Genomic DNA, 13,646 nt, shown 5'->3' on the forward strand with positions numbered 1-13,646 from the left:
CTGAGGAAAACCAGATGACCCCCGATTTCCCCGCCAACGCCGCCCCGATCAAATTCTACCGCCACCCGCTCTCTGGTCACTGCCACCGGGTGGAGATGATGCTGTCGATCCTAGATCTGCCGTATGAGCTCATTGAGGTCGACCTGCTGAAGGGCGCGCATAAAGCGTCGGAGTTTTTAGAGCTCAACCTGTTGGGTCAGGTGCCGGTGATTGACGACAACGGCACTCTGGTTGCGGATTCCAATGCGATCCTTGTCTATCTGGTGCAGGCCTATGGTGCGGCGACCGATTGGTTGCCGACTGCGCCCAAACCCGCTGCCGAGGTGCAGCGCTGGTTGTCGCTGACAGTGTCGCATGTGGCAACCGGCCCCTCACGCGCGCGGTGGCGAACATTGATCGGCGCGGGAGACACGCCCGAGACGGGTGCAGCCCGCGAGGCCAGCCACGCATTCCTTGGTCTGATGGAGGGGATGATCGCGGGGCGGGATTTCCTTGTGGGCGATAGCCCCACGATCGCCGATGTCGCGGTCTACGCCTATATCGCCCATGCGCCGGAAGGGGGCGTGAGCCTTGCGGACTATCCTCTGGTGCGGGCGTGGATCGACCGGGTGCAGGGCATCAAGGGCTTTGTGCCGATGCAGGCCTCCCTCATTCCCGAAATCGCCTGAGGAGCGCCCGCATGTCCCGTGCAAACCATGTCTTTCACGCAGGTGAGCTGATCCTGCAACGCCGGGCGGGTGTGGCAGAGAGTTATCGAGAGCGGGTGGCCCATGCCATCCGTCCGGAAATGCCGCAACAGCACCGCGATTTCTTCGAGAGCCTGCCGGTGCTGTTCCTCGGCCTGCTGGATGCGCGGGGACAGGTTTGGGCGACGCCTGCGGTGGGCGAGGTCGGGTTCCTGCGTGCACGCGATCCTCGGCGTCTTGCGGTGGGGGCACGGCCGGTGCTGGGCGATACACTCTGGCTCGATGTCCGGCCCGGTGCGAAAGTGGGCGTGGTTGGCATGGAGCTGTCCAGCCGTCGTCGCAACCGGATGAATGGCACCATTCGTGCGGTCAATAGCGAGGGGTTCGAGATCGCTGTGGACCTGAGCTTTGGCAATTGTCCGCAGTATATCCAGACGCGCGATCTGTTGTGGCCCGCCAATCCGCCCGCGCCGGTGGCGACCGCACTGCCCGATTGGGACGCGCGCAGCCGCGCCTTGGTGGCGCAGGCCGATACCTTCTTTATCGCCTCGCGCGCGGCGGAGATGTCGGACGATCCAGCCGATGGCATCGATGCCTCGCATCGCGGCGGGCGGCCCGGATTTCTGACGATCAATGCCGATGGTTCGCTGTCGTTTCCGGATTTTTCGGGCAACCGCTTCTTCAACACGCTTGGCAATATCGAGGCCGACGGGCGCGTTGGGCTGTTTATCCCCGATTTCAGCAGCGGGGCCGGGATCTTTCTCACTGGATTGGCCACGGTTGATTGGACCCCCGACCGTGTGGCGCGCTTTCAGGGCGCAGAGCGGATCGTGGACGTGCAGCCTGAGGAGATCTGGTATTGCGACCACGCGCTTCCGGGGCCTGCGCCGCTAGCAAGTTCATGGCCGATGCTCGCTGAAACCGGGGTCTGGTAGAGCGCGGCTCACCACGCGACTCGGAGAAGTGGTGGACAAAGCCCGCGCCGGATGACGCCCTGCATGTGAAACCTATGGGGTGCTGAAAGGGGGGCGTATCGCAATCAGAGCGTTGTTTTGGTTGTGGTGACGCAGGTTATTTCTAGTAAAAACAACGCATTAATCTGCATGGTGATGGGCGCGTGTCCGAGGGTATTTGACGCGGCGTCACAGTTAATACTTTAAAAATAGAAATTTCAAGCTTGAAATTGTTTTGAGATGCGCAGAACCTTCTCCCATCAATAACCGAATTGGGGATGAGGATCAGATGCGCATTGCATGCTTGGGAGGGGGGCCTGCGGGCCTGTATTTCGCGATCTCGATGAAGCTGCGCGATCCCGGTCACGACGTCACCGTGATCGAGCGCAACCGCGCCGATGACACCTTTGGCTGGGGTGTGGTGCTGTCGGATGAGACGCTCGACAATCTCGCCGCCAATGACGCCACAAGTGCGCAGTCGATCCGGGCGCATTTTGCCTATTGGGACGACGTGGCACTGCATTTCAAAGGCACGCGGCAGGTGTCCTCTGGCCACGGGTTCTGCGGCATTGGACGCAAGCAGCTGTTGATCCTGCTGCAAGAGCGTGCACGCGAATTGGGCGTCGATTTGCAGTTTGAGACCGAAGCAAAAAGTGCCGAGGATTATCGCAAGGACTACGATCTGGTTGTTGCAAGCGATGGGCTCAATTCCCGCACCCGTAGCCTTTATGCAGAGACGTTCAAACCGGATGTGGACACGCGTCTGTGTAACTTTGTCTGGCTGGGCACCCACCAGACCTTCAAGGATGCGTTCACCTTCATCTTTGAGGAAACCGAGCACGGCTGGGTCTGGGCGCATGCCTACCAGTTCGATGACGACACCGCGACCTTCATCGTGGAATGCACGCAAGAGACCTTTGACGCCTTTGGCTTTGGCTCCATGAGCCAGCAGGAGAGCATCAAGGTCTGCGAAGAGATCTTTAAGGATCATCTGGGTGGTCACGCGCTGATGACCAATGCCAACCACATTCGCGGCTCGGCCTGGATTCGTTTCCCAAGGGTTCTGTGCGAAAAATGGAGCCATGAAAATGTGGTGCTGATGGGCGATGCGGCGGCGACGGCGCATTTCTCCATCGGATCGGGATCGAAACTGGCGCTGGAATCCGCCATCGCGCTGGCCGATCTGCTGCATGAAAAGCCTGACCTGCAAAGCGCCTTTGACGAATACGAAGACCAGCGCCGTCTTGAGGTGCTGCGCTTGCAGTCTGCGGCACGCAATTCAATGGAGTGGTTCGAGCGGGTAGAGCGCTATCTTGATCTTGATCCGGTGCAGTTGAATTATTCGATGCTGACCCGCAGCCAGCGCATCAGCCATGAAAACCTACGCGCTCGCGACAAGGACTGGCTTGAGAGTGCGGAACGCTGGTTCATGACCCAGGCCGGTGCGCCCAAGGATGCGCCGCTGCGCGCGCCGATGTTTGCGCCCTTCCGCCTGCGCGACATGGACCTCAAGAGCCGCATCGTCGTCTCTCCCATGGCACAGTACAAAGCCGTGGATGGCTGCCCGACTGACTGGCATCTGGTCCATTATGGCGAGCGGGCCAAGGGTGGTGCCGGGCTGGTCTACACGGAAATGACCTGCGTTTCGCCAGAGGGCCGCATTACCCCCGGCTGTCCGGGCCTTTATGCACCGGAACATGAGGCCGCTTGGTCCCGCATTGCCGATTTCGTACATACGCAGACGGATGCCAAGATCTGCTGCCAGATCGGTCATTCGGGGCGCAAAGGCTCCACTCAGCTCGGTTGGGACGAGATGGATGCGCCGCTGCCAGAGGGCAATTGGGATATCGTCAGCGCCTCTGCGATCCCATGGTCCGACCAGAACGCCACCCCGCGCGAAATCACCCGCGCCGAGATGGACGAGGTCCGCGATCAATTCGTGAGCGCGGCTGAGATGGCGGATCGTGCGGGGTTCGACATGATCGAGCTGCACGCGGCCCATGGCTATCTGATCTCTTCGTTCCTGTCGCCGGTCTCTAACCAGCGCGGCGATGAATACGGCGGCAGTCTTGAAAACCGTCTGCGCTACCCGCTGGAAGTCTTTGCCGCCATGCGCGCGGTCTGGCCCGAGGGCAAACCGATGTCGGTGCGCATCTCCGCCAATGACTGGGTGGGCGAGGATGGCGTCACCCCGGACGAGGCGGTTAAGATCGCTCGTGCCTTCTGGGAGGCGGGGGTGGATCTGATCGACGTGTCTGCCGGTCAGACCACCATCGATGCCAACCCCGTCTATGGTCGTATGTTCCAGACGCCCTTCTCTGACCAGATTCGCAATGAGGCGGGGATCTGCACCATGGCGGTGGGCAATATCTTTGAGGCCGATCACGCCAATTCGATCCTGATGGCGGGCCGGGCCGATCTGGTGGCCGTGGGTCGCCCGCATCTGGCCGATCCCTACTGGACTCTGCGTGAGGGGACCAAGATCGGCGACCGCGCCGCTCCGGACTGGCCGTTGCCCTATCAGGCGGGCCGCGATCAAAGCTGGCGGTTGGCGGACAAAGAAGCGGAGAGCTTGCGCGCATGAGCAGAGATTTGAGCCAAGAACACATCCTGATTACCGGCGGTGGCACGGGAGTGGGGGCGGCCTGCGCGCAGGCCTTTGCCGCAGCGGGGGCCACGGTCACCCTGATGGGACGCACAGAGAAAACCCTTGTTGAGCAGGGGCTTCCTTATGAGGTCTGCGATGTGACCGACGCAGCGAGCGTCACATCCGCCGTGGCGCGCGCGGCGGCTGCACGCGGGCCGGTTAGCGTGGCACTTGCCAATGCGGGTGCCGCCGAAAGCGTGCCTTTTGCCAAGATGCAGCCAGAGATGCTGAATGCCATGATGGCGGTGAACCTCAACGGCGTGGTGAACCTCTGGCAGGCGGTGCTGCCGGGCATGAAGGAAGCAGGACGCGGGCGCATGATCGCGGTGGCCTCAACCGCCGGGCTCAAAGGCTACCCCTATGTCAGCGCCTATTGCGCTGCAAAACATGCGGTGGTGGGGCTGACCCGCGGTCTGGCCAAGGAACTGGCCCGTACCGGCATTACCGTGAATGCGATCTGTCCGGGGTTTGTGGAAACGCCGATGCTTCAACGCAGTATCGACAATATCCGCGCCAAGACGGGCATGAGCGCCGAGGACGCGGCGGGCGCGCTCAAGGCGGACAATCCGCAGGGGCGTTTTGTGCAGCCGGTGGAAGTTGCGGATGCGGCGCTGTGGTTGGCGTCGAGCGGTGCGGCCTCGGTCAACGGCCATGCCTTGGCCCTGACGGGGGGCGAGATATGAGCAGCGCAAACCCGCGCGCAGAGGTCCGCGATGCGGCCTCCAAGGCCCGTCTGCGTCTGTGGCTGAAACTCTTGAAGACCTCTGGCAGTATCGAGGCCGAGTTGCGCCGCCGCTTGCGGGATCGCCACAATACCACGCTGCCGCGTTTTGATGTGATGTCGGCGCTGTCGCGCAATCCCGAAGGCCTCAAGATGAGCCAGCTGTCGCAGTTTCTGCGCGTCTCCAACGGCAATGTAACAGGCATCGTGGATCGGCTGACCGACGATGGCCTCGCGCTGCGGGTTGCGGTGCCCGGAGATCGCCGTGCGCAGGTGGCGCGCCTGACCCCTGCGGGTGAGGCAGAGTTCGCCCGCCTTGCCGCCGAGCATGAGGCATGGATCGATGAGATGATGGCGGGCCTTGGCGCAGATGACATCACGGATATGAGCGCGCTTCTGGATCAGATCCAGCCCATAGGCGCAAACCAGACTTCTAAGGACGACCTCACATGAGCCTGCACGACACAACCTATTTCAATTGCACCATCGAGGGCGGCATTGCCCGCATTTCACTCAATCGGCCAGAGCGTAAAAACCCACTGACTTTCGACAGCTATGCCGAGCTGCGCGACTGGTTCCGGGCACTGCCCTATTCGGACGAGGTGCATGCGGTGGTGATCGTGCCCAATGGCGGCAATTTTTCCTCTGGCGGCGATGTGCATGACATCATCGGCCCACTTACCAAGATGAACATGAAGGAGCTTTTGGCCTTCACCCGCATGACCGGGGATCTGGTGAAGGCGATGCTCAATTGCACCAAGCCGGTGATTGCGGCGGTGGATGGTATCTGTGCCGGGGCCGGTGCGATCATGGCGATGGCCAGCGATCTGCGCATTGCCGCCCCTGAGGCAAAGGTGGCCTTTTTGTTCAACCGTGTGGGGCTTGCGGGCTGTGACATGGGGGCCTGTGCGATGTTGCCTCGGATCATCGGTCAGGGCCGCGCGGCGGAGCTGCTCTATATGGGGCGTTCGCTCGGAGCCGAAGAAGGCGAACGCTGGGGGTTTTTCAACCGCGTGGTGACGGGCGACGCGCTGGAGGCGGAAGCCATGAAGATGGCGGAGCGCATCGTGCAGGGGCCGACGTTTGCCAATGGCATGACCAAGACCATGCTGGCGCAGGAATGGTCCATGAGCCTTGAACAAGCCATCGAGGCCGAGGCGCAGGCGCAGGCGATCTGCATGCAGGGCAATGATTTCCGCCGTGCCTACGAGGCCTTTGTCGCCAAAGAGCGGCCAGTGTTTGAAGGCGACTGAGAGCGCCGTGTTTCGCCTTCGGCGAGGATATTTAACAAGAAGATGAAAACAACGGGGAAGATAACGTGGCGGACCAGAGTTTTCTGAATTGGCCTTTTTTTGACCAAGAGCACCGCGACTGGGCGGCGCAGGTTGAGGCCGTGGCCTCCGGGCTGGCGATCGATCACGGTGACACCGATGCAGCCTGTCGCAAGCTGGTGGCCGACCTTGGCGCGGCAGGCGTTTTGCGGCCCACGGGCGAGGGGGAGGGCGGTGAGAGCCTTGATGTACGCAAGCTCTGTCTGTCACGTGAGATCCTTGCGCGTCACGACGGGCTGGCGGATTTTGCCTTTGCCATGCAGGGGCTTGGCACCGGGGCGATCTCGCTGTTCGGGACCGATGCGCAGAAGGCGGCGTGGCTGCCCAAAACCCGCAGCGGTGCGGTGATTGCCGCTTTTGCGCTGACGGAGCCGCAATCGGGGTCGGATGTGGCGAACTCCACCATGACGGCGGTGCGTGATGGCGATGACTATGTTTTGAATGGTGAAAAGACTTGGATCTCCAATGGTGGGATTGCCGATGTCTACACGTTGTTTGCCCGCACGGGTGAGGCACCGGGGGCCAAGGGGCTTTCGGCCTTTATTGTGACGCCGGATCTGGACGGATTTGAGGTGGTGGAGCGGCTGGAGACCATCGCGCCGCACCCGCTGGCAACCTTGCGGTTTACGGATGTGCGTATCCCCGCAAGCGCCATGATCGGCGCGCCGGGGCAGGGGTTCCGCATTGCCATGTCAGTACTGGATGTGTTCCGCTCCACGGTGGCGGCGGCGGCGCTGGGCTTTGCGCGTCGCGCATTGGACGAGGCCTTGCAACGTGTCACAGAGCGTCACGTGCAGGGTGCGCCGCTCTTTGATTTGCAGATGGTGCAGGGGCATATCGCCGATATGGCGCTGGATGTGGATGCGGCGGCCCTATTGGTCTACCGGGCCGCATGGACCAAGGACAGCGGTGCTGCGCGTGTGACGCGCGAGGCGGCGATGGCCAAGCTGTTCTCGACCGAGGCGGCGCAGGTTGTGATCGACAAGGCGGTGCAGCTCTTTGGTGGTGAGGGCGTGCGCTCTGGTGCGATGGTCGAAAAACTCTATCGCGAAATCAGAGCCTTGCGGATTTATGAAGGGGCCAGTGACGTGCAGCGCGTGGTGATCGCGCGGCAAGCCATGATGGCGATGGAGGGCAAGTCATGAAACTGGGCGCAACCGCACATACCGACACATTCACCCGCGACGCGCTGCCGCCGCTGGAACAATGGCCGGATTTCCTGCTGGATGGGTTTGATTACCCGGATCATCTGAACGCGGGCGTCGAGCTGACGGATGCGATGGTGGAGCGGGGCTTTGGCGACCGTACTGCACTGATCGGTAACGGGCGGCAGCGCACCTACAAGGAGCTTGCCGACTGGACCAACCGGCTGGCGCATGCGCTGGTGGAGGATCTCGGTGTCAAACCCGGCAACCGCATCCTGATCCGGTCCGCCAATAATCCGGCGATGGTCGCCTGCTGGCTGGCTGCGACCAAGGCAGGCGCGGTTGTGGTCAACACCATGCCGATGCTGCGGGCCGCAGAGCTGAAGAAATATGTCGAGAAGGCACAGATCCAGTTTGCCCTCTGCGATACCCGGTTGATGGAGGAGATGGAGATCTGCGCGGCAGAGTGTGACGTGCTTGAGCGCGTCGTGGGCTTTGACGGGACCTCCAACCACGACGCCGAACTCGACAGGCTGGCGCTGGAAAAGCCGGTGCGCTTTGAGGCGGTGCAGACCGGGCGCGATGATGTGGCACTTCTGGGGTTCACCTCCGGGTCGACCGGAGAGCCTAAGGCGACCATGCATTTCCACCGCGATCTGTTGATCATTGCCGATGGCTATGCGCGCGATGTGCTGAATGTGGTGCCTGAGGATATTTTTGTTGGCTCTCCGCCACTTGCCTTTACCTTCGGGCTTGGCGGATTGGCGATTTTCCCGCTACGGTTCGGGGCAACCGCGACGCTTTTGGAACAGGCCACCCCGCCCAATATGATCGAGATCATCGAGAAATACCGCGCGACCGTGTGCTTTACCGCGCCGACCGCCTATCGGGTGATGCTCGCCGCAATGGAAGAGGGGGCGGATCTCAGCAGCTTGCGTGCCGCCGTCTCCGCCGGGGAGACCCTGCCGAAACCCGTCTACGACGATTGGATGGCCAAGACCGGCAAGCCGATGCTGGATGGGATCGGTGCGACCGAGATGCTGCATATCTTCATCTCCAACCGCTTTGACGACCACCGCCCGGCCTGCACCGGCAAACCCGTGGGGGGCTATGAGGCCAAGGTGGTCGATGACGAAGGCAACACTGTGCCCGATGGCGAGGTTGGCCGCCTTGCGGTGCGTGGGCCGACCGGGTGCCGCTATCTGAACGACGACCGTCAGGCCGGGTATGTTACGGATGGCTGGAACATCACCGGCGACAGTTTTATCCGCGACGCGGAGGGCTATTTCCACTTTGCCGCGCGCAACGACGATATGATCGTCTCGGCTGGCTACAATATCGCAGGCCCCGAGGTGGAGGCGGCATTGCTGGCGCATGAGGCAGTGTCTGAATGCGCAGTGATCGGTGCCCCCGATGAGGAGCGCGGTCATATCGTGCAGGCCCATGTGGTGCTGAATGCAGAATTTGCGCCCTCAGACGCGCTCATCAAAGACTTGCAGACCCATGTGAAGGCGACCATCGCCCCCTACAAATATCCCCGCAGCATCATCTTTGCCGACAGTTTGCCCAAGACGCAGACCGGCAAGATCCAGCGGTTCCGGCTTCGTTGAATAATAAAACAAACCAACCACAAACAGGGAGTTTGATCATGAAGAAGCTAATGTTGGCCACAGCGGCCGCGGCGCTGGCCGCGGGCGGAGCGATGGCGGATGTCAAAGTCGGGATGATCACCACGCTTTCGGGCGGCGGTGCGAGCCTCGGTATCGACACGCGCGACGGGTTCATGCTGGCGATGGAAAAAGCCAACCGTGATGATGTCGAGGTGGTCATCGAGGACGACCAGCGCAAGCCCGATATCGCGGTGCAGCTTGCGGATAAGATGATTCAATCAGAAAAGGTCGACGTGCTGACCGGTATCGTCTGGTCAAACCTCGCCATGGCCGTAGTGCCTGCCGCCACAGCGCAGGGGTTGTTTTACCTCTCAACCAACGCGGCGCCCGCGCAACTGGCGGGCAAGGGCTGCAACGCCAACTATTTCTCGGTGTCCTATCAGAACGATAACCTCCATGAGGGTGCGGGTGCATATGCAACCCAAGCCGGGTTCAAGAACACCTTCATCCTCGCGCCGAACTATCCTGCCGGTATCGATAGCCTCACCGGGTTCAAGCGGTTCTACGAGGGCGATCTGGCGGGTGAGGTCTATACTAAGCTGGGGCAGACGGATTACGCGGCTGAAATCGCGCAGATCCGCGCGTCTGGCGCAGACAGCGTGTTCTTCTTCCTGCCCGGCGGCATGGGGATTTCCTTCCTGAAGCAATATGCCGACAGCGGCGTCGATCTGCCCGTGGTCGGTCCTGCCTTCAGCTTTGATCAGGGTATCCTGCAAGCGGTGGGCGAGGCAGCCGTGGGGGTCAAGAACTCCTCTACATGGTCCAAGGATCTGGACAATGAGGCCAACGCGGCTTTTGTCGCGGCCTTCCAGCAGAAATACGACCGCCTGCCGTCGATCTACGCGGCGCAGGGCTATGACACTGCAAACCTGCTGTTGTCGGCCATCGACAAGGCGGATGTGAATGATGACGCGGCCTTTGCTGCGGCCCTGAAAGAGGCGGATTTTGCCTCTGTGCGGGGGGAGTTCTCCTTTGCCGCCAACAATCACCCGATCCAGAACGTCTATGTGCGTGAGGTCATCAAGGAAGGCGACGTCTTTACCAACAAGATCGTCGGCACCGCTCTCGAGGATCATGCAAACGCCTATGTGGACGCGTGCAAGATGTAAGTGAGGCGCGCCCGGCCTGCGGAACCTGCGGGCCGGGACACACCTGAAAGAAGACATATGTCCACGATACTTATCATCGAGCAGGTGCTGAACGGGCTGCAATCCGGCGTCATGCTCTTTCTCATGGCGGCAGGGCTGACGCTGATCTTTGGCGTCATGGGGCTTATCAACCTCGCCCATGGCTCGCTCTATATGGTTGGGGCCTTTGCGGCGGCGGCTGTGGCGGGTGTCACCGGGTCGTTTGTGCTGGCGTTGGTCGCGGCCCTTGCGGCAGCGGCCCTTGCGGGGGCTGTGATCGAGGTCGCGGTGATCCGCAGGCTCTATGACAGTGACCATCTCGATCAGGTCTTGGCTACCTTTGCGCTCATTCTGATCTTTTCCGAGGGCACACGCTGGGTCTTTGGGTCTTTTCCGCTGTTTCTGGACATTCCCGATGCCTTGTCGGGGCCGGTGACCTTGCCCGGCGGCATCCAGTATCCTTTGTATCGTTTGGCGCTGATTGGCGTGGGGCTGCTGGTGGCGTTTGGCCTGTGGCTCTTGATTGAGCGCACGCGTATCGGCATTCAGATCCGCGCGGGCGAAAACGACCGCGAAATGATCGCGGCGCTGGGCGTCGATATCTCGAAACTCTATACGCTGGTTTTTGCCCTAGGTGCTGCGTTGGCCGGTCTCGCCGGTGCGCTGGTGGGCGCGATCCAGTCGGTGCAGGTGGGCATGGGGGAACCCGTGCTGATCTTTGCCTTCGTGGTGATCGTGATCGGTGGGATCGGATCGATCAAGGGCGCGTTTATCGGCGCATTGCTGGTGGGGCTTACCGACACATTGGTCGGGATCTTCCTGCCCGAAGTGCTGAAACTCTTTATGGACGCAGCCCCTGCCACCTCTGCCGGATCGTCGATCGCCTCGATGTCGATCTATATCCTGATGAGCCTTGTGTTGATCTGGCGTCCCTCTGGCCTGTTCGGAGCGCGCGCATGAGCCGAGAAACACTCTTTAATGCAGCCCTGCTGCTGGGTCTCATTGCCGTGCCTGCATGGGCGGTGATGACGGATGAGCCCTTTACGATCACACTGGCGACCCGTGCAGTGATCCTTGCGCTTGCGGCGGCGGGGCTGAACATCGCGCTGGGCATCGGTGGTCTGGTGAGCCTTGGCCACGCGGTTTTCTTTGGGATTGGCGGCTATGCCATGGGCATCCTGGCCCACCACGCCCAAAGCTACACCCCGCTGATGGAATGGCCGTTGGTGATCGAAGGCACCAAGTTCATGCCGGTGATCTGGCTTCTGGCCATTGTCGTCTCGGCCCTTGCAGCATTGGTCATTGGCATCCTGAGCCTGCGCACCACCGGGGCTTATTTCATCATGATCACGCTCGCCTTTGGTCAGATGTTTTACTACTTCGCGATTTCGTGGAGCACCTATGGCGGCGAAGACGGCATGTCGATCTATGTCCGCAACGATTTTCCGGGTCTCAACACATTGGCCCCTATCCAGTTCTACGGGCTGTGTCTTGCGATTCTTGTGGTGGTGTTGATTTTCACCGCCCGCCTGCGTCGCGCGCCCTTTGGTCTGGCCCTGAACGCGGCGCGTCAGGTGCCCGCGCGGGTTGAGGCCGTGGGCATGGACCCGATGCGCCTGAAACTGGTGGCCTTTGTGATTTCCGGCGTCATTACCGGCCTTGCGGGGGCGCTCTTTGCCGATCTCAACCGCTTTGTCAGCCCGACGATGTTCAGCTGGCAGTTCTCGGGCGAGATCATGATCCTTGTGATCCTCGGCGGGGTGGGGCGGCTGTTTGGGCCTGTTGCAGGGGCTGTGACCTTTGTGGCGCTGGAACATTTCCTCGGCGGGATCACCGAGTTCTGGCACATCTTCCTTGGGCTGATCCTTCTGGCGGTCGTGCTCTTTGCGCGCGGTGGCATCACCGGGCTGGTGGCAGGCAAGGAGGCGACCCATGACTGAGACCATTCTTGCAACTCACGGAATCACCAAATCCTTCGGCGCGCTGAAGGCCAGCAATGATATCTCGATTGATCTGCGCCCCGGCGAAATTCACGCCATTATCGGTCCCAATGGGGCAGGTAAATCCACGCTGATCGGCCAGATTTGCGGCTCACTTACGCCGGATGCAGGTCGCGTAGAGCTGATGGGTCAGGATGTGACCGGCCTCAGCACCGATCAGCGGGCGCGGGCCGGGCTTGGGCGGACCTTTCAGATCTCGGCGCTGGCAATGGAGGACACGGTGCTGGAAAACGCCATCCTCGGCGCCATGGGCGCCAGCGGCAGGCCGTGGCGGTTCTGGTCGGCAGCGCTTGGTGACAGGTCTTTGCGTGCCGGTGCCGAGGCGGCGCTGGAACGGGTTGGCCTTGGTGAACACAAGACCAAGCGCTGCGCCGACCTGAGCCATGGTCAGCGCCGCCAGCTGGAGGTCGCCGTGGCGCTGACGCTCGCGCCAAAGGCTTTCGTGATGGATGAACCGATGGCGGGCCTTGGCGCAGAGGGGTCTAAGAACCTTACCGGTTTCCTTGATAGTCTGCGCCAAGAGGCCCCGATCCTTTTGGTGGAACATGACATGGACGCGGTCTTTGCACTCGCGGACCGGATCAGCGTGCTGGTCTATGGCGAGGTCATCGCCACTGGCAGCGTCGATCAGATCCGCAGCGATCCGCGCGTGCGCGAAGCCTATCTGGGAGAAAGCGCATGAGTCTTTTGTCCGTCAAATCCCTCACCGCATCCTATGGCGTGAGCCAGGCCCTGTTTGGTGTCGATCTCGACATCAATCCGGGCGAGGTGGTGGCGCTCATGGGCCGCAACGGCATGGGCAAATCCACCACCGTCAAGGCGATCTGCCGCATGATCGCCGCAGGCGGTACGCTGGAGTTTGCAGGCCAGAACCTGCACGCGCTGCCAAGTCACAAGGCCGCGCGTCTGGGCCTTGGTCTGGTGCCGGAGGGGCGGCGCTGTTTTCGCGATCTTACGGTGGCGGAGAACCTTCTTGCCACCAGCCGCCCCGGTGACTGGGACATGGGCCGCGTCACGCAACTGTTCCCGCGTCTGGGTGAACGTCAGAGCCAGCTTTCAGCGTCGCTCTCGGGCGGTGAGCAGCAGATGCTGGCGATTGGCCGCGCCCTGATGACCAACCCGCGCCTGCTCATTCTGGATGAGGCGACAGAGGGGCTTGCGCCCATCATCCGTCAGGAAATCTGGGCGGCGATCAACCGGCTGAAACAGGACACCGATATGGCGATCCTTGTGATCGACAAGACTTTGGCGGAGCTGGAACAGGTCTGTGATCGCGCGGTGGTGTTGGAGCGCGGCAAAACCGTCTGGAGCGGGGCCATGGCGGCCCTGACCCCAGAGATTTCAGAGCGTTACGTGGGGGTATGAG

General features: G+C 61.5%; 13 protein-coding genes. All 13 read left to right on the top strand.

Annotated elements, in window-relative coordinates; genetic code table 11:
- The first annotated feature begins 14 nt into the window (after positions 1-14).
- The 13 genes from K529_RS02635 to K529_RS02695 all read left to right on the top strand — a co-directional run bounded on the left by K529_RS02635 (position 15) and on the right by K529_RS02695 (position 13,645).
- Positions 15-668, top strand: a complete 654-nt coding sequence (locus tag K529_RS02635) for a glutathione S-transferase family protein (protein ID WP_046002375.1) — start codon at positions 15-17, stop codon at positions 666-668.
- A gap of 11 nt (positions 669-679) precedes the next feature.
- Positions 680-1,621: a pyridoxamine 5'-phosphate oxidase family protein gene (locus K529_RS02640; protein WP_046002376.1), complete on the top strand. Its 942-nt coding sequence runs from the start codon at positions 680-682 to the stop codon at positions 1,619-1,621.
- 307 nt (positions 1,622-1,928) lie between these two features.
- A complete protein-coding gene (locus tag K529_RS02645) occupies positions 1,929-4,223 on the top strand; it encodes a bifunctional salicylyl-CoA 5-hydroxylase/oxidoreductase (protein WP_046002377.1) in 2,295 nt (764 codons plus the stop codon).
- Positions 4,220-4,969 (top strand): SDR family NAD(P)-dependent oxidoreductase, encoded by a 750-nt coding sequence (locus K529_RS02650; protein WP_046002378.1) that lies wholly within the window; start codon positions 4,220-4,222, stop codon positions 4,967-4,969. Before K529_RS02645 ends, K529_RS02650 begins: the two co-directional genes overlap by 4 nt.
- Positions 4,966-5,460: a MarR family winged helix-turn-helix transcriptional regulator gene (locus K529_RS02655; protein ID WP_009176319.1), complete on the top strand. Its 495-nt coding sequence runs from the start codon at positions 4,966-4,968 to the stop codon at positions 5,458-5,460. The genes K529_RS02650 and K529_RS02655 overlap by 4 nt, the downstream gene beginning before the upstream one ends.
- On the top strand, positions 5,457-6,260 hold the full coding sequence (locus K529_RS02660) for an enoyl-CoA hydratase family protein (protein ID WP_005676149.1): 804 nt from the start codon (positions 5,457-5,459) through the stop codon (positions 6,258-6,260). Before K529_RS02655 ends, K529_RS02660 begins: the two co-directional genes overlap by 4 nt.
- Positions 6,261-6,325: 65 nt before the next feature.
- A complete protein-coding gene (locus K529_RS02665; RefSeq protein WP_046002379.1) occupies positions 6,326-7,483 on the top strand; it encodes an acyl-CoA dehydrogenase family protein in 1,158 nt (385 codons plus the stop codon).
- Positions 7,480-9,093, top strand: a complete 1,614-nt coding sequence (locus K529_RS02670) for a benzoate-CoA ligase family protein (protein ID WP_005611356.1) — start codon at positions 7,480-7,482, stop codon at positions 9,091-9,093. Before K529_RS02665 ends, K529_RS02670 begins: the two co-directional genes overlap by 4 nt.
- A gap of 38 nt (positions 9,094-9,131) precedes the next feature.
- Positions 9,132-10,262: an ABC transporter substrate-binding protein gene (locus K529_RS02675; protein ID WP_040641395.1), complete on the top strand. Its 1,131-nt coding sequence runs from the start codon at positions 9,132-9,134 to the stop codon at positions 10,260-10,262.
- 57 nt (positions 10,263-10,319) lie between these two features.
- The gene (locus tag K529_RS02680) at positions 10,320-11,240 is read left to right on the top strand and encodes a branched-chain amino acid ABC transporter permease (protein ID WP_005611349.1); all 921 of its coding nucleotides are present in this window, start codon (positions 10,320-10,322) and stop codon (positions 11,238-11,240) included.
- Positions 11,237-12,220, top strand: coding sequence for a branched-chain amino acid ABC transporter permease (locus tag K529_RS02685; RefSeq protein ID WP_046002380.1), 984 nt, complete (start codon positions 11,237-11,239; stop codon positions 12,218-12,220). The genes K529_RS02680 and K529_RS02685 overlap by 4 nt, the downstream gene beginning before the upstream one ends.
- Positions 12,213-12,962 carry an ABC transporter ATP-binding protein gene (locus K529_RS02690; protein WP_046002381.1) on the top strand — a complete coding sequence of 250 codons (750 nt, stop codon included), beginning with the start codon at positions 12,213-12,215 and terminating at the stop codon, positions 12,960-12,962. Before K529_RS02685 ends, K529_RS02690 begins: the two co-directional genes overlap by 8 nt.
- Positions 12,959-13,645 (top strand): ABC transporter ATP-binding protein, encoded by a 687-nt coding sequence (locus K529_RS02695; RefSeq protein ID WP_046002382.1) that lies wholly within the window; start codon positions 12,959-12,961, stop codon positions 13,643-13,645. The genes K529_RS02690 and K529_RS02695 overlap by 4 nt, the downstream gene beginning before the upstream one ends.
- The last annotated feature ends 1 nt before the right edge of the window (position 13,646 follow it).

This window comes from Tritonibacter mobilis F1926 (assembly GCF_000376545.2).
GTDB classification, from domain to species: Bacteria; Pseudomonadota; Alphaproteobacteria; order Rhodobacterales; family Rhodobacteraceae; genus Epibacterium; species Epibacterium mobile.

Coding starts and splice junctions, on each gene's coding strand:
- K529_RS02660 (WP_005676149.1), top strand. CDS start 5,457: ATGAGCCTGCACGACACAACCTATTTCAATTGCACCATCGAGGGCGGC.
- K529_RS02690 (WP_046002381.1), top strand. CDS start 12,213: ATGACTGAGACCATTCTTGCAACTCACGGAATCACCAAATCCTTCGGC.
- K529_RS02675 (WP_040641395.1), top strand. CDS start 9,132: ATGAAGAAGCTAATGTTGGCCACAGCGGCCGCGGCGCTGGCCGCGGGC.
- K529_RS02670 (WP_005611356.1), top strand. CDS start 7,480: ATGAAACTGGGCGCAACCGCACATACCGACACATTCACCCGCGACGCG.
- K529_RS02655 (WP_009176319.1), top strand. CDS start 4,966: ATGAGCAGCGCAAACCCGCGCGCAGAGGTCCGCGATGCGGCCTCCAAG.
- K529_RS02685 (WP_046002380.1), top strand. CDS start 11,237: ATGAGCCGAGAAACACTCTTTAATGCAGCCCTGCTGCTGGGTCTCATT.
- K529_RS02695 (WP_046002382.1), top strand. CDS start 12,959: ATGAGTCTTTTGTCCGTCAAATCCCTCACCGCATCCTATGGCGTGAGC.
- K529_RS02635 (WP_046002375.1), top strand. CDS start 15: ATGACCCCCGATTTCCCCGCCAACGCCGCCCCGATCAAATTCTACCGC.
- K529_RS02645 (WP_046002377.1), top strand. CDS start 1,929: ATGCGCATTGCATGCTTGGGAGGGGGGCCTGCGGGCCTGTATTTCGCG.
- K529_RS02650 (WP_046002378.1), top strand. CDS start 4,220: ATGAGCAGAGATTTGAGCCAAGAACACATCCTGATTACCGGCGGTGGC.
- K529_RS02680 (WP_005611349.1), top strand. CDS start 10,320: ATGTCCACGATACTTATCATCGAGCAGGTGCTGAACGGGCTGCAATCC.
- K529_RS02640 (WP_046002376.1), top strand. CDS start 680: ATGTCCCGTGCAAACCATGTCTTTCACGCAGGTGAGCTGATCCTGCAA.